This window comes from Methanolobus psychrotolerans (genome assembly GCF_002243045.1).
GTDB lineage: Archaea > Halobacteriota > Methanosarcinia > Methanosarcinales > Methanosarcinaceae > Methanolobus > Methanolobus psychrotolerans.
In genome coordinates, this window is record NZ_MBKP01000019.1 from 47,657 (window position 1) to 68,082 (window position 20,426).

The 20,426-nt window shown below is 42.9% G+C and carries 26 protein-coding genes and 1 tRNA gene; 3 read left to right on the forward strand and 24 right to left on the reverse strand.

Annotated features, from left to right (window positions below):
* Positions 1-3: 3 nt before the first annotated feature.
* The 24 genes from BB781_RS07960 to BB781_RS08075 all read right to left on the reverse strand — a co-directional run bounded on the left by BB781_RS07960 (position 4) and on the right by BB781_RS08075 (position 18,497).
* On the reverse strand, positions 4-993 hold the full coding sequence (locus BB781_RS07960; RefSeq protein ID WP_094227965.1) for a DHH family phosphoesterase: 990 nt from the start codon (positions 991-993) through the stop codon (positions 4-6).
* A gap of 61 nt (positions 994-1,054) precedes the next feature.
* Positions 1,055-1,408, reverse strand: a complete 354-nt coding sequence (locus BB781_RS07965) for a prefoldin subunit beta (RefSeq protein WP_094227966.1) — start codon at positions 1,406-1,408, stop codon at positions 1,055-1,057.
* Between the two features lie 126 nt (positions 1,409-1,534).
* Complete coding sequence (locus BB781_RS07970) at positions 1,535-1,771, reverse strand: KEOPS complex subunit Pcc1 (protein WP_094227967.1); 237 nt, start codon at positions 1,769-1,771, stop codon at positions 1,535-1,537.
* Positions 1,762-2,235: a hypothetical protein gene (locus BB781_RS07975; protein WP_129582668.1), complete on the reverse strand. Its 474-nt coding sequence runs from the start codon at positions 2,233-2,235 to the stop codon at positions 1,762-1,764. The genes BB781_RS07970 and BB781_RS07975 overlap by 10 nt, the downstream gene beginning before the upstream one ends.
* A 5-nt stretch (positions 2,236-2,240) precedes the next feature.
* The gene (locus BB781_RS07980) at positions 2,241-2,378 is read right to left on the reverse strand and encodes a DNA-directed RNA polymerase subunit P (protein ID WP_094227969.1); all 138 of its coding nucleotides are present in this window, start codon (positions 2,376-2,378) and stop codon (positions 2,241-2,243) included.
* Between the two features lie 6 nt (positions 2,379-2,384).
* Positions 2,385-2,672 (reverse strand): 50S ribosomal protein L37ae, encoded by a 288-nt coding sequence (locus tag BB781_RS07985; RefSeq protein WP_094227970.1) that lies wholly within the window; start codon positions 2,670-2,672, stop codon positions 2,385-2,387.
* A gap of 50 nt (positions 2,673-2,722) precedes the next feature.
* Complete coding sequence (gene rrp42 / locus BB781_RS07990; RefSeq protein WP_164997821.1) at positions 2,723-3,505, reverse strand: exosome complex protein Rrp42; 783 nt, start codon at positions 3,503-3,505, stop codon at positions 2,723-2,725.
* Between the two features lie 12 nt (positions 3,506-3,517).
* Positions 3,518-4,537, reverse strand: a complete 1,020-nt coding sequence (rrp41, locus tag BB781_RS07995) for an exosome complex exonuclease Rrp41 (protein WP_094227971.1) — start codon at positions 4,535-4,537, stop codon at positions 3,518-3,520.
* Between the two features lie 57 nt (positions 4,538-4,594).
* Positions 4,595-5,374 carry an exosome complex RNA-binding protein Rrp4 gene (gene rrp4, locus BB781_RS08000; RefSeq protein ID WP_094227972.1) on the reverse strand — a complete coding sequence of 260 codons (780 nt, stop codon included), beginning with the start codon at positions 5,372-5,374 and terminating at the stop codon, positions 4,595-4,597.
* A 9-nt stretch (positions 5,375-5,383) separates the two neighbouring features.
* Positions 5,384-6,076 carry a ribosome assembly factor SBDS gene (locus BB781_RS08005; protein WP_094227973.1) on the reverse strand — a complete coding sequence of 231 codons (693 nt, stop codon included), beginning with the start codon at positions 6,074-6,076 and terminating at the stop codon, positions 5,384-5,386.
* 33 nt (positions 6,077-6,109) lie between these two features.
* The gene (gene psmA, locus BB781_RS08010) at positions 6,110-6,889 is read right to left on the reverse strand and encodes an archaeal proteasome endopeptidase complex subunit alpha (protein ID WP_094227974.1); all 780 of its coding nucleotides are present in this window, start codon (positions 6,887-6,889) and stop codon (positions 6,110-6,112) included.
* A gap of 65 nt (positions 6,890-6,954) precedes the next feature.
* Positions 6,955-7,329, reverse strand: coding sequence for an Rpp14/Pop5 family protein (locus BB781_RS08015; protein ID WP_094227975.1), 375 nt, complete (start codon positions 7,327-7,329; stop codon positions 6,955-6,957).
* A complete protein-coding gene (gene rnp3, locus BB781_RS08020; protein ID WP_094227976.1) occupies positions 7,326-8,072 on the reverse strand; it encodes a ribonuclease P protein component 3 in 747 nt (248 codons plus the stop codon). The genes BB781_RS08015 and rnp3 overlap by 4 nt, the downstream gene beginning before the upstream one ends.
* A complete protein-coding gene (locus BB781_RS08025; protein WP_242492581.1) occupies positions 8,065-8,502 on the reverse strand; it encodes an RNA-binding protein in 438 nt (145 codons plus the stop codon). The genes rnp3 and BB781_RS08025 overlap by 8 nt, the downstream gene beginning before the upstream one ends.
* 14 nt (positions 8,503-8,516) lie before the next feature.
* The gene (locus tag BB781_RS08030) at positions 8,517-9,107 is read right to left on the reverse strand and encodes a 50S ribosomal protein L15e (RefSeq protein ID WP_094227978.1); all 591 of its coding nucleotides are present in this window, start codon (positions 9,105-9,107) and stop codon (positions 8,517-8,519) included.
* A 267-nt stretch (positions 9,108-9,374) separates the two neighbouring features.
* On the reverse strand, positions 9,375-10,136 hold the full coding sequence (locus tag BB781_RS08035; protein ID WP_094227979.1) for a response regulator: 762 nt from the start codon (positions 10,134-10,136) through the stop codon (positions 9,375-9,377).
* Positions 10,137-10,342: 206 nt separating this feature from the next.
* Positions 10,343-10,538, reverse strand: a tRNA-Trp gene (locus BB781_RS08040).
* A gap of 71 nt (positions 10,539-10,609) precedes the next feature.
* Positions 10,610-11,686 carry a nicotinate mononucleotide-dependent phosphoribosyltransferase CobT gene (cobT, locus tag BB781_RS08045; RefSeq protein WP_094227980.1) on the reverse strand — a complete coding sequence of 359 codons (1,077 nt, stop codon included), beginning with the start codon at positions 11,684-11,686 and terminating at the stop codon, positions 10,610-10,612.
* Positions 11,687-11,740: 54 nt separating this feature from the next.
* Entirely contained in the window at positions 11,741-13,177 is a 1,437-nt protein-coding gene (gene proS / locus BB781_RS08050; RefSeq protein ID WP_094227981.1) for a proline--tRNA ligase, read from the reverse strand.
* Positions 13,178-13,316: 139 nt separating this feature from the next.
* Positions 13,317-14,045: a redoxin domain-containing protein gene (locus BB781_RS08055; RefSeq protein ID WP_242492582.1), complete on the reverse strand. Its 729-nt coding sequence runs from the start codon at positions 14,043-14,045 to the stop codon at positions 13,317-13,319.
* A 126-nt stretch (positions 14,046-14,171) separates the two neighbouring features.
* Positions 14,172-14,810 carry a ZPR1 zinc finger domain-containing protein gene (locus tag BB781_RS08060; protein WP_094227983.1) on the reverse strand — a complete coding sequence of 213 codons (639 nt, stop codon included), beginning with the start codon at positions 14,808-14,810 and terminating at the stop codon, positions 14,172-14,174.
* A complete protein-coding gene (locus BB781_RS08065) occupies positions 14,807-15,187 on the reverse strand; it encodes a cell division protein SepF (protein ID WP_094227984.1) in 381 nt (126 codons plus the stop codon). The genes BB781_RS08060 and BB781_RS08065 overlap by 4 nt, the downstream gene beginning before the upstream one ends.
* 134 nt (positions 15,188-15,321) lie before the next feature.
* Positions 15,322-15,804 carry an RNA-binding protein gene (locus tag BB781_RS08070; protein WP_094227985.1) on the reverse strand — a complete coding sequence of 161 codons (483 nt, stop codon included), beginning with the start codon at positions 15,802-15,804 and terminating at the stop codon, positions 15,322-15,324.
* 101 nt (positions 15,805-15,905) lie between these two features.
* Positions 15,906-18,497, reverse strand: coding sequence for a valine--tRNA ligase (locus tag BB781_RS08075; protein WP_094227986.1), 2,592 nt, complete (start codon positions 18,495-18,497; stop codon positions 15,906-15,908).
* A 502-nt stretch (positions 18,498-18,999) separates the two neighbouring features.
* Between BB781_RS08075 and BB781_RS08080 the strand changes: the two genes are divergently transcribed.
* Genes BB781_RS08080 through BB781_RS08090 form a run of 3 tightly spaced genes read left to right on the forward strand, consistent with a single transcriptional unit; the run spans position 19,000 to position 20,278 of the window.
* Positions 19,000-19,347, forward strand: a complete 348-nt coding sequence (locus tag BB781_RS08080) for a DsrE family protein (RefSeq protein WP_094227987.1) — start codon at positions 19,000-19,002, stop codon at positions 19,345-19,347.
* Positions 19,348-19,376: 29 nt separating this feature from the next.
* Complete coding sequence (locus tag BB781_RS08085) at positions 19,377-19,895, forward strand: ferritin (RefSeq protein ID WP_094227988.1); 519 nt, start codon at positions 19,377-19,379, stop codon at positions 19,893-19,895.
* Between the two features lie 32 nt (positions 19,896-19,927).
* A complete protein-coding gene (locus BB781_RS08090; protein ID WP_094227989.1) occupies positions 19,928-20,278 on the forward strand; it encodes a desulfoferrodoxin family protein in 351 nt (116 codons plus the stop codon).
* The last annotated feature ends 148 nt before the right edge of the window (positions 20,279-20,426 follow it).

The following is a 20,426-nucleotide window of genomic DNA, read 5'->3' on the forward strand; positions in this document are numbered from 1 at the left end:
AGATTATTCTGATTCTTCGTTCAAAGAATTACATATAGAAGGATTTGGTTTTCCTTTGAGGATATCACGTATCCTGCTCTTGCATTCATCTATGATGGTAGTCATATCAGCAACTACATCTATACCTGCAGCCCCGGCATGACCTCCTCCGGTACCATCATATCCCTTACTAATATCTTCCATTATCTTGCCCAGATTAACACCTGCAGCAACTGCTTCACGCTTAGCTCTTCCACTGACCCTTATGTTGGCATCACGTGAAGTCCCGATAAGAGCTACGTCTGCACCGATATTAAGGAACATAGAAGATGCAGAGCCTCCAAAAGAGTTGACATGTGAGTCCACTACCAGCCAGTCATCCACCCTTTCAATAGTTGCCCTTGTTGCGCATTTCAATAATGCGATACGCATTGAAATATCCTGAGGGGTTGAAGCCATCATTTCCAGCACATCTGCATATTCTACTCCACTGGCTGCGATTATCTCAGAAACTGTCCTGAAAGTATCCTGTGTGGCATGTTTAAAGTGACCAGTATCGGTAATTATACCAGTTAAAAGGCCCATTGCAGTACGACGCATGATAGGAGCACCCAGGGATTGAAGAATACCAAATACCATTTCTGCAGTGGATGTTGCATGACGGTGCAGATAGAATTCAGCATTTTCAATGAGAGCTGTAGTAGCATGGTGGTCTATGACACAATATTTACCAAGCTTTATGTCATTTAGCTGGGAACTAGTCGAAGTATCAACTACCAGCGTGATATCATATTCCGAAGGGTCGGGCTTTTCGACCACATCAATACCAAGCTTATCAATAAGAAGTGAAGCAACCCTGTTGCATCCGTCCACAAGACCTATCGTTCCACCCAGGGCCTCAGAAAGGGCAAACGCACTGCTTACCGCATCTGGATCAGCATTCCGATGGCAAAGATAAAGAATATTATGGTAATCCAGAAGTTTATTGTAAAACTCCGTTTCTTCAACTCGCATGGAAACCTCTGAACATTACCGGCAAGTTACACCGATGATGTCATCAGCATAGGGATGAGGCTTACTGGGCCTGCGTCCCCATGGATTGTTCGATCTGTTCCTGAAGTTGTGTGAAACGCTTTGAGATCCTTTCTTCCTGTCGGGAGATGGATTGTAACCTTAGTGAAAGTGTCTCAACTTTTTCATTTAATTTAGAAACGGTTTCTTTTTTGCTGGACTTGATCTGTAATTCACCTACAGTACGATAGATTACAACGTCATCAGAAAATTTATCCAGCTCTTCCAGCGCCATCTCAGACTCTTTCTGCATGGATTCAATCTGGGATTTCTGCATAGCAAGGGACTGCGCCTGCTGCTGAACCTGCTGCAACTGAGCCAGTTGGTTCTGTATCTGCGGGGGTATTTGCGTACTCATTTGGTTTCACCTGGAATACCAATAAACCTGAAGTGATTTTAATGTTTCTATGTACACTTATACAAAAAAACAACGATGGAAAGAATGAAATGTGAAAAGGTACAGAACAGATAAGCACTTACCAGATCATGCCAGACAGGCTGCAGTTTCAGATGCAACCTGAATAAGACGCAGCCATGTATTTAAAGTAGAACGCATGGCAACGAGGTCATCAGACCTTACAGTAATATATAGGAATGAACCCTCTACCATCATATCAACAGACGACCTGTCAGTTACCGGAGTCTCAAGTTCAGGTTTAAGAGACCGGTAAATTGAACCGGCTTCGGGTGTTTCAAAAACAGAACGTGCGATCAGGAGCAATCAGTATCATCCTCATATATCATATGACTTTTTATTCTAAGGCTGAAAAGCAATTTTTCATGCTCCTTAAAATCCATCCTATCACCTGATATTTCCAGTAACAATTGACCTGAAGATATTTCGGAACTATCGGGAAAAAGAACATTCGATATAAGAGACACAAGTTCACTGTCACCTTTTATCGAAGGAATAGCAACGGGATATTTGGAGTATGAGGACTGTGCAGACAGCAATGAAATATGGAGTGACAATACACAGAAACCTTTGGCATCATAAAAAACAATACTTCCCGGATTGCCATGGTATTCACCAACCATGATGAGAGGAGTATCATGAGAAAGGTCTAGAACCTCACCCATACCCATCTTACCACGATTGACATACTCACAACCGAAAAAAGATGCCAGATGCTTACATAATGTACGCGTGCTGGCAGAAGGTTTACGAGAAGAAGTGATTAACATCGCTTCTACTCTGCTTTGATGCGTTTGATTGATGTTGGTCGTTCTTTTACAAGAATACGATGTCCACAGTAAGGACAGCGGATGCCGGTGTACTCATAATCGACCTCAACATTTCTTTTGCATCTGGTACATTTATAGGCCATATTCACCTACTCAAGTGCTTCTGTAGCTTTCTTAACTGAACGTGCAACTGTCTTGCCTACGTTTGTCTGAGGCAGGAAAGTGCCACCTGCAAAAGTATAGTCACATTTGGTACATTTCCATATACCAGTACCTATTCTCTTGACAGTAGGACGTGCGCAGTTGGAACACTTATGAGGCATACGCATCTTTTCTTCAAGGTCCGCTACCAGTTTACGGTCCTTTCTACCATATCGTGTACCAAACCTACCGGCAGATCTTGTTACACGCCCTTTCCTAGTATACTTTTTTGCCATGAATCTTATCTCCTTGAAATGGTGTGAATTTTATGATTAAATCATTATGTTTAGATATTCAACAGATGAGTTTCCCTCAGTTCGGATGCTTTCTGGCATGCCAATGACACAGCTTTTAATAGCTTTTCCTCAGTAAGTGCGCCATTGCCGCTTTTTTGCATCCCTGATATAGAACCATCCTGATTGGAAACGATCGTTATGCGGGAGTCACAGACTGTTTCTTCATCAAGATCAGGATCAACCATCATCTCGCCACCGATATCTACCAGTGTAACGGACACAGGCATGTCTCTGATAGGCACAGGCATATCCTCCCCACGTCCCTCACGTGCGCCAGGAACAGTTGCGGTTAACAAGGCGGCAATTGCACCCAGAGAGGAAGCATCCTGAATATTCCCTGTATTATTGAGAACATGGATGTCGATGAATACGATCCAAACTTCTTCTCCCTCCGTAATACACAACTTACTTAAATCAATTGCGCCTGATTCGCGGATACCCCTGTCAGTTACACGGGCCATCTCTATTGCACTCTCTTTAGGAGGGCCTGCCTCAAAATCAGGAGAAGCAATTGGATTCAGCTCCATGCTTGTGATGATCACACCCTCACCAGGAGAATCAGGGAAAGGAGCTCCTGCCTGAAGTTTTACACCTACGAGAACTTCAGTTTCCCCCAGTTTAATCCATGCGGAACCTTCTGCTTTTTCTATAACATTGGTCCTGAGATCTATTTTCCTCATTTCATCAAAGGTACGACCATCCTCACGTTTCCCTTTGAGCATAAGGTTGTAGATATAATCTTTCTTAAGTACAGACATTACTTCATTACTCATGACTAACACACCTCAGGCAGTTTCTTCATCATCTTCAGGAATGTCCTCTTCATCAACATCCTTGAAGGAGTCATCGAACTCCTCAACCTGCTCACCAGCCTCGTCATCAGAATACAGATCGTCTGTATCATCTTGTCCTTCCACAGATTCAACCTCATCCTCTGCTTCGGCATCTTCCACGAGGTCTTCTTCTATAGATTCATCATCTTCAGATTCGCCAACATCAGGTATTTCATTACCTTCTAAAGGGTCCAATGTGCATTCAACAAGGGCAGAAACATCAGCCTCCCCCTCATCATCAGACACTTCAACTTCATTCAGTTTGGCAAATTTATTCTGAAGGGTTTCTTTCTGGATCTCAAGGATCTGGCGACACCCTTCCCTGCACATTTCAATTGCCCTCTTGAACTCTTCCGGGGTTACGTCACCATCCATCTGAATAAGGGTGATCTCACCCTCGGAGGTCATAGCCATTGGGATATCAGCATCGCCATAGTTATCCTCAGGTTTATCGAGGTCAAGTATCAGCTGGCCATCAACCTTACCCACAGCACAGGCAGAGACAAGTCCTTTCATAGGAATTCCTGCATCTGCAAGTGCCATAGAAGCTGCATTAATAGCCGCAGTACGAGTTCCTGCATCTGCCTGAAGGACCTCTGCAAAGATATCAATAACAGCACCCGGATAAAGATGAGTCAGTACAACGGGCTCGAATGCTTCCCTGCTTACTTTTGATATTTCAATGCTTCTTCTGCTTGGACCTGGCCTTATGCGATCCTCTACGGAAAAAGCAGCCATATTGTAACGATATCTGATCAATGCAGAATCTGACTTCTGTAATCTTCTTGGATGAAGTTCCCTTGGACCATATACAGCCGCAAGCACCTTATTCTTACCCCATTCCAGATAACATGAACCATCAGCCCTGGAGAGTACGCCGATCTCCATTTTCATAGGCCTGATCTCATCAACGCGCCTGCCATCGAGACGCAATCCATTTTCATCAATGAACTTTTCAGGTTTATCACTCATATTAATTCTCCAATGTTCGCACATTCTCCCTGTTGATAAAAAAGAGATACATCCGGATCAATTACCATCCTCTTCCAGAAGTGCATCCACTTTTCTGTAGGTCTCTTCCTGTATCTCGCTTTCATCTTCTGCATCCTCTGCGAGATCTTCCTGTAAAACAGTTTCATCCTTCTCAGAAACAACATCTACCTCATTTTTTAAAAAATGAGAGATTCGATCCGTTAAGCCGGAAGTGTGAGAATGTTTCAGTATAAGCTCAATAGCTTCATTGAGAAGGTCCATTTCAGCATCTGTCCCTCTGATCCAGATTCTTCCATTCTGACCCACAAATATCTCGCAATTTGTTTCTTTCTTAAGCATAGATACCATAGAACCGCTGTGCCCTATGATACGCGGGACCTTTGTAGGTGTTATTTCAATAAGCCGGCCCACATTAAGAGCCCTCAGACCATGTTCTCTCATAGTCAGTTCGACCTTCATGGATGAACTTACATCTTTTATGCGAAGCAAAGCCGAGCTACCGAAATCCATAATTTCCGTCATTTTGTCTGAGTCCACACGCCTGGGATACTCTGACACATGTAATAATCCATCATAAGGAGAACCAATATCGAATATCCAGTTAGAAGGAGTTACCTCTATAACCGTACCGATAACATAGTCCCTGGATGAAGGAATATATTTCCCGGAAAAAGGAATTACAGATATCTTATGTTTGGAATTCTTTACCCCATATAAAAAGGAATAGACTTTCCCGTCCTTTACATAAGTACCAGAACCGGAATCCGCCTTGTTTTCGGACAATAGCTGCCCCGGAATTACAATTTCACGCTCCATTATGCAGCCTCATAATAATTTTGTTTCAGCATCCCCTTTTGTAAGGTGATTGACAAGACCATAGAAATCATTCTGCATGCCTGCAGGCATCCTTACAACTGCAACCCATGACCCATTGCCTTGCCATTCATTTTTTACAAGGGTTGCAAATTTGGCGATCTCCCCGTAAGCCTTTGCTGCATATTCAGGCGGAACTTTTACAGCAACATCAACTTCTTCAAATCTTATAGGTATTATCGGCCGAATGGCTTTCATTACAATATTTACCTGTTCATCAACACTTTTAAGAGGATCTATATGGATTTTTGCTTCTTCCATTGCCTTTTCGATCCTTGCAGGAGGATGAGGGGTTTTTGTCTGGGGGTTGATAGCATTCTGCGCAATGAAAGTGATGACCTTCCTGGTCTTTTCTTCCAGAATGCGCTTTCTTTGTTCTGTTGTGAGCTGAAGCTCACCGTGCAAGAGTATCTGTTTGGCAATCTCCATTACATTGTTAGTACCAAAAGTACTTACCAGATCAGATTCCGCAACATGGTCTCCTTGATTGGCATCAGAGAAGATAGACTCTACGGCTATTATATCCTCTATATTCAGATTCTCTCCCCTTTTAAACGCAAACGCGCCTTCTGGATCAACAAATACTTCGAAATGATTCTTTCCTTTCTTGAGCCTTGCAGTCACAGACCCATCAAGAGATACCATGTTAGTTCACTCCATGCTTGTAATGTTAGATTTTTATTCAGTTGTTTCTTCCTGATTCTCTGCTTTTTCTTCTTTGATATTGTCTTTGAGTTCTTCGCGAACTCTTGAAACATAAGTTTCAACCTCTTCTTCTGAAAGCTTTCTGAACTGACGGCCTTCAAGAGTTACAACACCAAGTTCCAAGGTAGATGCGTCCACTTTTCCTTCTGTGGAAGTGTAAAGTGCTTTCATTCCTAACATGATGGCAGCATCAATATCCATATCAGCCCTGTAGTCTGCCTCAAATATCTCCATAAAGGCATTTCTTCCAGCACCAATAGCTGTTGCCTTGTATTCAAGTAGTGCACCACTTGGATCTGTTTCAAAAAGGCGTGGCCTAGAATCATCAACACCTGCTATAAGAAGAGCAGTACCGTAAGGACGAACACCGCCATACTGAGTATAGGTTTGTTTGTGATCACATATTTTCTTGGCAATCACTTCAACACCTATTGGCTCATCATAGGATACCATATTTACCTGGGCTTCTACCCTTGCCCGGTCTACAAGTGCACGAGCATCGGCTACCAGGCCTGAAGTGGCAACACCAATATGGTCATCGATCTGGAATATCTTCTCAATGGATTCAGCTTCAATCAACCTGCTTGTGATTCTTTTATCCACAAGCAGTACCACACCATCTTTTGCTTTTACTCCTGCTGCGGTAGTACCCCTCTTAACTGCTTCTCTTGCGTATTCTACCTGAAAGAGACGTCCGTCTGGACTAAAAACTGTAATGGCACGATCATAGCCCATCTGTGGTGTCATTTGCATCTTCGCTTCATCTCCTAATTTATTTGAATAATAGAATATATACGATAATAACTGAAATATGCTTTCTACTCATTTATACGTGACTGTTCTTCGGGGTTAAATATATCCACACCCTCTAAATACTTTTTTGTTGCACCGAGAACCGTACCCGACACACCAAGAATATGGAAACTGACCCTTTTGCCCTTTACACTGGTAATTGTAGCTAGAACAGCACGTGTTTTAGAAACATGCTCCCGGTCACAACTTACCACACCTTTAAGGTCATCAAAGGCAAAAAGCCATATGTTGCATTCACTTGAACCAAGATCACCAAGCAAACTACCAGATGAAGAGAACATTTCCCTGATCAGGTCATCCCTGCTTACTTGGCCATCGGCAATAAGTTCAAATGCAAGATATCTTTTGTTTTCTCGCATGGTGGGCGGAAGCACCTTCATTGTCCATCACCTTCTTCCAAAAAAATACCAGCATCATTTGAAGGAACACTGACAATTTCCACGCCAGAAGACACATAATTGGCAGAAGGCCGGTTCTTTGAGATAATCTGTTCCGCAGTTGTAGAAAGACCGGACATTGCTTCTTCACGAGTCATACCAAAAAGCTCTGCCAGGGCCATCAACTCATAAGGAGCACGCAGGTCATAACAAGATCTGACATTACCCGTTAGCAGAAAAGGAACATCGTACTTGCGAACAAGCTTCAGGTCTTTCTTGAAATTCGATAATGCCCTGATTCTTCTACCGCCATGCTGGCTGATTATCTCGCCGAGGTCAAAAGAAACTGCAACATCATTCTCATGTGCGGACTTAGCCAGCACATGATTCAGTCCGCTATCTTTTAAAGAACCAAAATTCGATAGAACATCTACATTGGAATTCTCTACAGCTGCCCGGTTTACGCTTTCACTGCCACCATAAACAATAATAACATCAACGATCTTCCGATACTTTCCTATAAGTCCGTGCAACTTTGATGCATTTTCCACCTTCAGTTCAACACCACTGAAAATGTCGATACCATCTGCTACAGTGGGTTTTCCAGGGGGACATGAATTTGAAGGATTCGTAATGGCAATGCCCCTATATCCAAAATGCTTTGCAAGAGCAGCCAGTTCTTCAACGGTGTTTTTACCTTCGGGCACAGAATAGACATTCAAATCGTAAAATTTGGGCTTAACCAAACAATTCCTCCACTATCAGCCCCGCTTGAAGACGGTCCTTGGGGTAAGTGGCTATCTTTGCCTTTACAGTAATAGCATCAGATGAAGAACTCAATACTACTTTCCCAAGGAAAGCAGCCTGCTTGTCAAACCTCATATGGAATAACTGCTCGTCATCCAGCCTGTCAGGCATTTCATTGCACAGGGACTCAACATCCTCAGGAGACATAGCCTCCCGGATGAACCTGGCAAGTTTTGCACAGTCCGATTTGCGGGCGATCTGTGAACTGAGCATCACAAAGGAATTACCATAGTGGCCTTCAATATCCGTTACCTCGACTAATTCATCAGTAACAGTATTTCCAGATTTGCCAATGGCATTTCCTAAAAAGAAGTCCAGGGCAGCACGTACCCTGGAAAGATCCTCAGTTGAGTGCGCGATCACACGCAAGTTAATATAATGGATCACTTGCCCCGGTTCTGGTTTGACCTGAGACTTGGTCTGGTCTTTTCAGTGCCTTTTCCGCGTGACATCATACCTCTACCCTTACGGCCTGCACTGGTCTTACCGCGCTCTGCACGTCCCTTCTGGGTGCTGTTGCAGATCCAGTTAAGGTTCTTGTCACTCTTTATTACAGGGTGGCTTGGGTCCACAAGGATAACCTCGAACCACTTCAACTTTCCATCTTCGCCTACCCAGTAGGAGTTGAGAACTTCCATGTTCGGGAATTTCCTGCCTGCACGCCCTTCAGCCATCCTTTGAAGGCTCATTCCGGCAGTGATCTTGTTCTTACCCATGCGCTGGGTACGCCTTCCACGAATGTACCTTGACTTTCTAAGACTACCCCTGCGTACATGTACACGGGCTACAACGATACCCTGCTTAGCCTTGTATCCAAGGGAGCGGGCACGATCTATACGGGTTGGACGCCTGATCTTTGTAACAGATCCTTCCTTCCTCCATTCCTGGAGTCTTTCCCATCTTAGTTCCTGGACATATGTAGTGTCAGGGTTTTTCCATGCGTCTCTTACGTATGCATAAAATGATTTTGACAATTTGTTCACCTAAGTTTCATTTCTAGTTTCACGGTTCAGCTTTTGTAAAGCCACATTCCCACGGGACTTATCCCGACAATGAAACAGGACTAGTACTTAACGTGATTGGATTTAAACCTTTGCACATTCAATCAGGAAAAACATGTACTTTGCAATACCTTAAAGAATGCCTTGTGCAACATAAGGTCTTTTTAAAAAGAAGAGGAAAAGGAGAGCATTCCCACAGAAGCATAAGATAAGAAATCCCATACTATAACGCAAGAGAGATCACTGGAATTTACTCAAATCCTCACCTGAGCACAAAATACCTGTGGCATTGCCTTCTTTATCTTTTAAGACAACGTTATACCAACGCACTGTAATTTCCCTACCATTCTTTGCAAGAACAGGATGCTCCATAAATTCAGGAAGTTCAGATTCACCAATTAAAGCTTTATTGAACTTTTCACTGATATCAGCCCTTAGAGCTTCCGGCAACATGGTTTTTAAAAAATCATGCCCAATCAACTCAAATTCACCATAATCCAGTATATTATTGCCCTTGCTATTAACCAGATTGATCTTTATATCCATATCAAGGACAAAAATAATAAAACCGGCAACGTCCAGATAGTTCATTGCTTCGTTCCTTTCAGCAAGGATCTTATCCTGAAGATGCTTTATCCTCAGAAGGGATTTCACCCTGGTAACAAGTTCAAGCCTGTTCACAGGCTTGCCAAGGAACTCATCGGCACCAACCTCGATCCCTTTGATACGGTCATCCTTTCCGGACAAAGCAGTAACCATAACAACCGGAAGGAACTGAGTTTCCACAGAAGTCTTCAAAACCCTGCAAACCTCATACCCATTCATATCAGGCATCATCACATCAAGCAGAATTAGGTCAGGCTTCTCGCTCTTAACCTTATCCAGTGCTTCCTGCCCACTATAAGCAGGAATTATGTCATAATCCGATTTAAGGTAAAGGCCCATCAACTCCACTATGGCCTGTTCGTCATCAACAATGAGTACTTTATCCTGATCTCGCATGAATCATAGGCTCCCTGTTTGCACGTAAATTAAATAAATATAGTCCAATATAAGACTGGTGGTAACCTCAGTATCTTGTCACATTCGTTGTGGTAATTTATTATTTTATATTTTACTATTAATTATATAGTTTTATCTGCATATAAAGTTTAGGCATCAAAAGAAAAACCAGCCTTGCAAAAGAACAATCAATGCAAGGAAGGAAGTGGGGCTGGTGAGATTCGAACTCACGATCGACGGGTCTCTCCGAACAGCTGCAAAAAGCAGCTTTCAGTTCACGAGCACATATCAGTGCTCCAACGGCTCCTCACAAACCAACCCCGTCGGGTTGATCTCAGTAGACCCGTTGTTCATCATTTATCCGCTGGAGCCCATCGCCATGCCGGGCTAGGCCACAGCCCCATAATTTCGGGTAGTATCCCCAGAATACATCTTATCAATGATATATTTAGCGGTACCACATCCCCTGCGGCTTAGATAGTTTCACCAACGACCCGGTTCAAATCCCCTAATTTGCACAACTCATCACAAAGTAACTCTATCTTTAAGCGCAATTCTTCCATAGAATAACCAAACATACCAGTCATATAGATAGCACCGCCTGCACCTACGCCCTCCTTAACAAAACCAACCTCATACTGTTGCAAGCCCTTGGATCTGGACTTACCAAACCCAGGATCTACACCCTCGTAGCTGGCACCTAACTCCCTGGCAAGATCTACAAAATTTGCCGAGGTGTCACGTATAACATAGCTGGTAGTAACTATTTTCATATTTCCCGTTGGGTAACCCAGATGTTTGATAACCGCAAATATAGAAACCATCTGAGTGCCCCCTGCAAGAATAATAGGAATATCCCCCAGACCTGCTGCAAGACCTGCAACTGCAACCATCATGGGATCACCAACGTATGCCAGCGCTTTGAGCGGATCATTGCGCAGAGAACCACAAGTAATACCTGATGACTTAAGGGCTTCCTCTACAACCTGTTTTTTAAGATTAAGCGGATTAGAGCTTGAACTGCTGCTGACATTACCATCATAACCCAGAGACTGGAGCACTGCATTAGCGGTTGTTGTTCCCGCAGGAATACTTTCGCCGATCACAATAAAGTCATGATCCTTTGCAAGCTTCTCACCAAGAGCAAAGGCATTTTTGAAGGCATTTTCAACATTGTGCACTGCAATCGGTTTTCTTATATCATCACCTGGAAGTCCACCGATATCGAACAGTGGCACCTGTTTTGCCGGAAGAACCTTCAAACCTGCATTTACAAATATATGAGGAATTCCTGTCAGTGAAAGAGCCGCACGCGTAATAAGGGCAGGTGTAGGCGTATCATACGGAGGCGTCATTGGCAGGATAGGAATATCAATGATAGTGCCCGTTTCAAGGACTTCAGCATCGCCCGCCGGCGTGTAGTCGGTTAGTTTTGCAGTCTTGCCTGCCGCAGACAGACCTTCTATATAGGCCGTCTCTGTGTTTCCAAGAACGCATACGAACAATGGTTTTTCAGGTAACCGGACTTTTTCAGGTGCTATTGTATCCATACCAATCGCCTAGATGTATTTTAGAAGGTGTATATGACTTTTTCCAGAGAAACTTCAGTAAGTCCTGGCAACATATACCTGCGTGTTTGCATCCAAGCCGCATACAGGACATTTGCCGGAACATCCTTCTGCCTGATCAGTGGGTATGCCAAGTATACCCGCGCCGATCTCATCCTCAAGCTTCAGGCCGCATTCCTTATTACCGCACCAGAAGATCTTTGCGATCCCCTGATTGAGTTTCTCTTTCATTACATCAAATTCCTCACATTCAAAGATGCGTTCCTGGACGCGTGCCTTTGCCTTATCATATAGATCCTCATGGATCTTATAGAGCAAAGAAAGGACTTCATCTTTAATAGTATCCAGAGACACCTGCTGTTTCTCACCCGTGTCACGACGGGCAAGCATAGCGGCATTATTTTTAAGATCCCTCGGACCAAGTTCCAGTCTTACAGGAACGCCGCGCATTTCCCATTTATAGTATTTGGCACCCGGACGGATGTCGCTTGCATCCATCTTTACACGCAGCCCTGCTTCTTCAAGAGTGACCTTTAAATTTTCGCAAGCTTCAAGAACATCCTGAGATTCCTTGAATATAATAGGAATTATCACGACTTGCACAGGAGCAATTGCCGGAGGAAGAACCAGACCTTTATCATCACCATGTATGGATATCATGGCAGCAATGGAACGTTCGGATATGCCATAACATGTCTGGTAAGCATAAACCTGCTCCCCATCCGTATTTTCATAAGTTATATCGAATGTTTTTGCAAAATTATCGCCAAGGTGATGAGCCGTACCTACCTGTAAAGTCTTGCCATCGGGCATCAAGGCATCAGTGGCTATTGTATAATCAGCACCTGGGAACTTGTCCCAGTCCGGCCTCCTGGATGCAAGAACAGGAACAGCAAGCTGACGGTAGAACTCAGTATAGATCCTTATAGCCTCATCAACCTGTGATGCCGCATCTTCCCATGTAGCATGGACCGTATGAGCTTCCTTAAAGGAAGTTATCTCACGCAACCTGATCAACGGACGCGTGTGTTTAGTTTCATATCTGAATGTGTTGACTATCTGGTAGAGTTTTAGAGGCATATCTGCATGAGACCTGATCCACAACTTGTACATCGGATAGATAGCAGTCTCGCTTGTAGGCCTCAGTGCCAGTTTAACATCCAGCGGAGTAGTACCGCCATGGGTTACCCAGTAGACTTCGTCCTCAAAGCCTTTGATATGTTCGGCTTCTTTCATGAACTCATTTTCAGGAATAAGAAGTGGAAACAGTGTTTCCTGATGATCCTTGTCAAGCAGCTTGCGAATAATATTGTAAACATTCCTTCTGATGCTAAAACCAAAAGGAAACCATACATATAATCCTTTGACAGGATAACGTACATCCATGATCTCACCTTTCATAAGAAGATCATTATACCATTCACTGAAATTATCTTTAGAAGGAAGTGCAGCCTCTTTTTCTTGCTCTGCCATTTATTCACCTGTTTATACTTGATTTTGGCTACATTAATAAGTACATTGCTTATAGCCATTTCCTTTCATAGCCCAAACAGTAGGCCAAAGTCGACAGAGTAAAACAAATAAAGAATAAAAATGTAAAATGGATATGCATTTAAGGCCGATTAATGTCCTTTTTAAAACAAAGGAACCAGTCAATACATCTCAGGCCCTCATCTGACGTATCAGTTCTTTCCTTGGCTCCGATCCACGTAACAGGACATGGCAAAATTACATCATCTCCCGGAAGCCACCCCTCAGGAGTTGATACTTGTTCACTATCAGACTTTTGTATCGCAACTAATAGACGCTTTACCTCATCCATGCTTCTGCCATTGGAAAAAGGATAGTAGAGAATAGCCCTTATTTTACCCATTGGATCAATTATGAAAACAGCCCGGATAGTTTCTGTTGTAAATTCCTGTATTTGTACAACTCCTCCGGACTTTTCAAACCTCTCAAGGATAGATTCGGGCGTATAATGGGCATTCGGATGGATCATGCCGTACTTACGTGCAACCCCCATACTCAGGTCCTCTATGACCGGGAACATCACATCTATATTCTTAAAGCCCTTGTAATCGATCCTATCCCGGATAGTTTCCAGCCATGCGATGTGGGAGTAGATACTGTCAACAGAAAGACCTATTAGTTCAGTATTGAGCTGTTTCAACTCTTCCTGCATAGTAGCACATTTTATGAATTCCGTAGTGCAGACCGGAGTAAAGTCAGAAGGATGGCTGAAAAAGATAACCCATTTTCCTTTGTAATCTTCCGGGAAATTTACCAGTCCCAGAGTAGTCCTGGCTTTAAAAGAAGGCGCATCATCGCCGATCAATGGCAAGCTTGCCCCTTTACATGATTCGTCGTCCAGATAACTTCCCCCATGTATAATTTAGTTAGGATAGTATCTATTCAGCAAATAAATACTTAAGGGTTCTCAGATAAAATAGAAAAGAGAATACAAAAATTATTCCTTTAGTATGTGTTCGGAGTCACATGCATCAAGCTCCACCTCCGAAGAGTTCACATCAAAGACGATCATTCCTGTCTTTAGATGTTCAGCTTCATCAGGAGCAAGCACATATGATTTTGCCTTTTCAGAAATAATAGCACTGTTACCAAAAGGATCCTCTATTATAACGGTAAGAACCTTTTTACCATCAATAGCCTCTTCCAGAGCTTTCTGGACCTCAAGCCCACGGGAATGCTTTTCCTCATCCCCTTCTGACCATTTAGTAGCAGTGACAACTACGCTGTATATCCTGTCAAGTACACCTTCAATATTGGTAATATAAGAATCAGAGATAGAACCAGGCTCAACGTCAATTCCAAGTTCGGGTATCCTGATAGTACCTGAGGTGGAGCGCACAACCCTACTATTGAGATCTTCAAGACATTCTACTTTCAGCTCGTACCGCATTGGCTCTTTCTGCGCGAGAATAATAGTGTCAGTAAACCGGAAACTGCATTTGCACATTGCAGTTATGTACATTACTTCGCCAAAAAAAGGAATCTCATCACCCTGCCAGTTGATTATCAAATCATCGTGGCAAAGAGGACAGGAAGTCCTTGTTTGAAAACTCTGACAGGAATCCCGATCTATCAATATCTTCCACCAATGATCTTTGATCTGTCTATCTTAATACCTGTAGGTGTTACAAGAACTTGATCGTCCTTGATGCCGGCAATATCGCCATGAACATCCAGTACTACTTCCTTGAGGTCTTTTAAAGCACGATCAAGCAACAATTTGTCCACTTTGATGTGGGATATATCGATCATTACGATATTACCATCATATATCTCTTTTTTGAGTGAGGTAAGCTCATTAAGGTTTGTTAGTTCTGCAACCCTGATGTAGGTCTGTGCAGGCTCATCATCCATTACCTCTTCGTACTTGGTAAGGTCAAGTTCCGTATATTCATCCTCAGTGGTTGAGCTTTTACTGCTTCCACCGAATAATTTGTTCATGATATTTGCCATAATTCACCCTCATGTATTCAAAAACATTGTTATATTGATATCGCTACTACTTAAAATGTTACTGGAATGTTAGTATTAGGTGTCATGTGTTGCTGACATTTATATACAAACTCATTCTATTTTAATGATTTCTTTCATATGTCAAGATTCCAGAGCTTGTCCCCTACGTAATGAACAGATTTTACTGCTTTACCCTTATTTCCTGCCATATCTGTCCCCGGCATCATAGCCGTCCCAATGGCAAGGGGTTTTTTGTGAGCCTCTTCGATAATTATAACAGGATCATTCTCCTTGATATCGGGATCTGCGCTGACAATTCCCGGAGACATGACATCAGCACCGTTGATAACAAAGCGCACTGCTCCGGAGTCAATTACTACTACATTCTTCCTGAGCCCCAGCTTCAATGCTCCCCTTACAGTCGGGAAATAGGTACCGTTTACCTGAAACAGAAGCGGTTCACCATCTACTAATATAAGGGAAAGTTCATCTACGTTTGCTGTTTCAAACTTGCTGTTTTCAAGCTGTTTTACCTCTTCGCCAAAAATGGAATTGATATCGCTTAAAAGTTGATTCTTTGCAGATTTCCTTAACTGGACCCTGGATTTTATTTTCAACTAACCACCTGTCAGGCAATAAATATTAATTTGGATAAAATAAGGGATGGATGCTCTTAAAGTTTATGAGGGCAGGACCCACACAAAGCATCCATAGAAGTTCACCTTACAATAACAATGGGAACCCCGCTGATATCCAGAACATCAACTGACCTTCCTGCCGAAACCACTTCCTTCTCGACCTCAACACATTCAGGGTCAAGCTCAAGCATATCCCCGTTAACCATTACAGTGATCTTTCCTTTTGCAATTTCATCAGCAATCTTTTTGGGATTCTCTTCAATCAGTGCATTGATTATGTCCTTTGCCTGTCCCCTGAATTTCGGACCGATGATGCCCATGTTGGGCTTGACATTTACCGGAACATGCTCAAAATCAGGTTCACCTGCAATGACCTCCACAGGAGAGTTTGTAGCACCAAGTACATCGGTGATGTCTGCAAGGCTGCCATATATCTCTATTTTTGCAAGAGGGGCATTGAGTGCCATACCATGCTCAGACTTGTATCTTCGAACGCTGCTTGCAATATCCTTTATGAACTCACCAGACTTCTCGACATCCACATCGACCATAGACTCACATGCTTTTGGCCAGGACTGGATATGTACGCTGCCACAACCTATGTGGGAGAACATTTCCTCTGCAAAGAACGGAGCAAATGGCGCAAGCAGACGGGAAAGAGCATCAATGGTTACATACAGAGTATATTTTGCAGCCATCTTTCCGGAATCATCGTCGCTATATAGACGTGATTTTACTAGTTCGATGTAATTGTCAGCAAGGATATCCCATGTGAAACCCCTGACAGCCTTGAATGCCTCATCAAACTGATACATTTCCATAGATTCCGTAACTGATCCGATAAGCCGGTAAAGATTACTGAGAAGCCACTTGTCTACGATCTTCAGTTCTGAGATATCCACTTCGCAGTGCTCGTAATCTTCAAGATGAGACATGGCAAACCTGTAGATACTCCACATCTTTGCAAAGAACCTTGATGCAGAAACCACATCTTTCCAGCGGAACATGACATCAGATCCTGGTGAGCCACCGATAGCGGCCCATTGCCTGAAAGAATCCGCACTGTAGTCCTTAATCACTTCTTCGGGAGCTATGACGTTACCAAGTGATTTGCTCATCTTATGACCATCTTCACCAAGCACCATACCGTTGATCAGGATAGAATCCCATGGTCTTTTGCCTGCAATAGCCATAGAGCGTAATATAGAGTAGAATGCCCATGTTCTGATAATATCATGGCCCTGTGGACGAAGTTGTGCAGGAAGTCTCATCTCATGATCAGTAAGCCAGCCTGTGACATGAAGCACTGTGATGGACGAATCCATCCAGGTGTCCAGGACGTCCTCTTCAGGCTCGAACTCTGTGCTGCCACATTTGCATGCTTCAGGTGGTTGCTGTTGTGTCGGGTCAATAGGCATCCATTCTTCCTTTGCGACCATTACCTCGCCACAGTGTTTACAGTACCATACAGGAATTGGTGTTGCAAAGAGTCTCTGGCGGGAAATACACCAGTCCCATTCCATCGTGTTCGTCCAGTTGTCAAGCCTGACCTTCATGTACTCGGGCAGCCATTTAATCTCATTTGCTGCCTTTGAAACCTCATCTGTGTCGATCTTGATAAACCACTGGCGCTCGGAAAGGATCTCAATAGGAGTGTCACATCTCCAGCACATACCGACATTCTGTTCAAGAGGTTTCTGTTCAAACAGATAACCTTCTGCTTCAAGATCCTCGATAATGGCTTTCTTACATTCAGGAATGCTCATTCCGTGGTACTTGCCGGCAATCTCGGTCATATGACCGTTCTTGTCAATTGCCTTACGCAGCGGGAGACTGTGCTCCATCCACCACCTGACATCCTGCTTGTCACCGAAGGTACATATCATGACCACGCCGGTACCGAATGCAGGATCTACATCCTTGTCACCTATGACCTTTACCTCGTGACCGAAAAGTGGAACCATGACCATTGAACCGAGATACTCCTTATAACGCTCATCCTCGGGGTTGATAGCAACCGCAACACAGGCTGCAAGTAATTCCGGTCTGCTTGTTGCGATCTCAAGCTTATCAAAATGCAGGTAATTGAGTTTGGTTTCCCTGGAATCATATTCAACTTCTGCAAAAGCAATTGCAGTCTCACATCTTGGACACCAGTTGACCGGATGCTCAGATTGGTAGAGACGCCCCATATCATACATCTTCCTGAAAGACCTCTGGGTCTTTGAATAGTATTCAGGCTCCATTGTCACGAATTCATTGCTCCAGTCAGTAGAGAAACCGAGGTTCAGCATTGTATTCCTCATTTTCTCAATGTTGCCAACAGTAAGCTCACGACACATGTTCCTGAACTCTTCCCTTGGAACCTCGTTCTTTGTGATACCGTGGATCTCTTCTACCTTTACTTCAGTAGGAAGGCCATGGCAATCCCAGCCCTGGGGGAACATCACATTATACCCGCACATACGCTTGTATCTTGCAACAAAATCAATGTAGCACCAGTTAAGGGAATTGCCTATATGGAAATTTCCCGTAGGATATGGTGGTGGCGTATCTATTATGAACTGGGGTCTGTTTTTGTCTTTCCAGTCAAAATGATACATGGACATATTCCATGAATCACGCCATTTAGGTTCTATAATGTGTGGGTCATATTCTTTTGGGACGGTCATTGTGACACTCCGATAAACGTAATCTTGTAATTGAATGTAGTGATTGTGTTTTTATCCTAAGTGGTGTATCATTATTTAAATTATCTGGTTAGAGCAGGGATGATGAAATATGCAGACAATTCAAAAAAAATGGAACAGAACGGAAACTGAACATATTTTCAAAGGGAGGCTGCCCCTGCACAAAAGAGAATCTTGTAGAAAAACCCGACTGGACAAAAGGCAATTGGTGTACGATCGAAAGCAAATATTTCCTTGACGAATGGGTGATGATACCGTCCGGAACATATGCCATATTCTTTGACCAGCTATGTGCAATGGGACAAGCCACTTCATGTGAGGATAATTTACTATATCAACCTTACTATTTTGTTCCAGTCAAATAAATACAGTCACAGTACTTCTATATTTTGAATAAAAGTATGGGAAACCGAAAACACTTTATACAAATCTAAATCATATTAACCCGGGGAAGGAAAAGCGATTTGTCAGATAAAGGGGTCCTATGAGAAAAATAGCTGTTTTTGCTTTTAACGGAGAGGAAATGTGTTTCACCCATGCTTTGATGAATACACTTGATATGAAAAAGAAAGGTTATGATGTTAAATTGATAATCGAAGGTTCTGCAACCAAGCTTATTAAAGAGGCAGAAGGTGAAAACAGACCATTTACAAACCTTTATACAAAAGCGAAGGATGCGGGATTGATAGACTGCGTATGCAGAGCATGTGCATCTAAAATGGAAAGCCTTGAAAGCGCAAAGAACCAGGACCTCCAATTGTGTGATGAAATGTTTGGACATCCAAGCATGTCACGATATATGGATTCAGGCTATGAGGTAATTGTATTCTGATTATATAAAGTAAAGAATGGAGAAAATAAATGTTAAGCGAAAAGATGACAGGAGCCCTTAACGATCAGATCAATAAGGAAATGTACTCTGCATATCTTTATATGGACATGTCAGCACACTGCACTTATGCCGGTCTTAATGGTTTCGCCAACTGGTTCATGGTCCAGTATCAGGAAGAAATGACCCATGCCATGAAGATATATGATTACATAAACGATCAGGGTGAAAAGATTGTCCTTAATGCAATCGAGAAACCACCCGGCAACTTTGGAACTCCATTAGAGATGTTTGAGGCAACACTGAAACACGAACAGTTCATCACAAAGTCAATACATGACATTGTAGACCTTGCAAATGGAGAAAAGGACTATGCAACCCAGATATTCCTCCAGTGGTTCGTCACAGAACAGATAGAGGAAGAAGCAAATGACAATGAACTGATCGCAAAGCTCAAACTTGTAGGCAATGACGGAAATGGCCTTTTCATGATTGACAAAGAGCTTGAATCAAGGACATTCACTGCACCTGCAAAGAAGAATGATCAATAATCACACGAAATAAACGATAAAAGGTGAAATATATGGAATTTGGGGAAATATTGAAAGGAAAAGAAGTCGAAGGAAAAGAGAAACATGTTCCTGAAATAGAAATAATCAGGGGGCATGGCCAGTCAAAAGCTGACTTTGTACGGGTAGTTGTAGGAAAAGAAGTACCACACCCAAACACAGTCGAACACCACATAGAATGGGTTGAACTCTATGGTATAACAAAAGAAGGAAAAACAATTGACTTTGGAAAAATGACCTTCGAGCCAGTCCACACGGACCCTGTCGCTACATTCCATGTGAACAATATTGATAACTTCAAGGCATTCTGCGCCCTTGAATACTGTAACATTCACGGAATCTGGCAAAACTGCATAGAAATCTGATTATACATATCAAAAATACATAATTTGTGACATCAGTAGCCACATCTTTTTTATACCTGTTCACTTCACCCTTACATAGAGGCACAATGAAAGCCTGCAAAAAGTAAAGAGGTGATGGTAATGTTAGCAAAGCTTATAGCTAAATTTG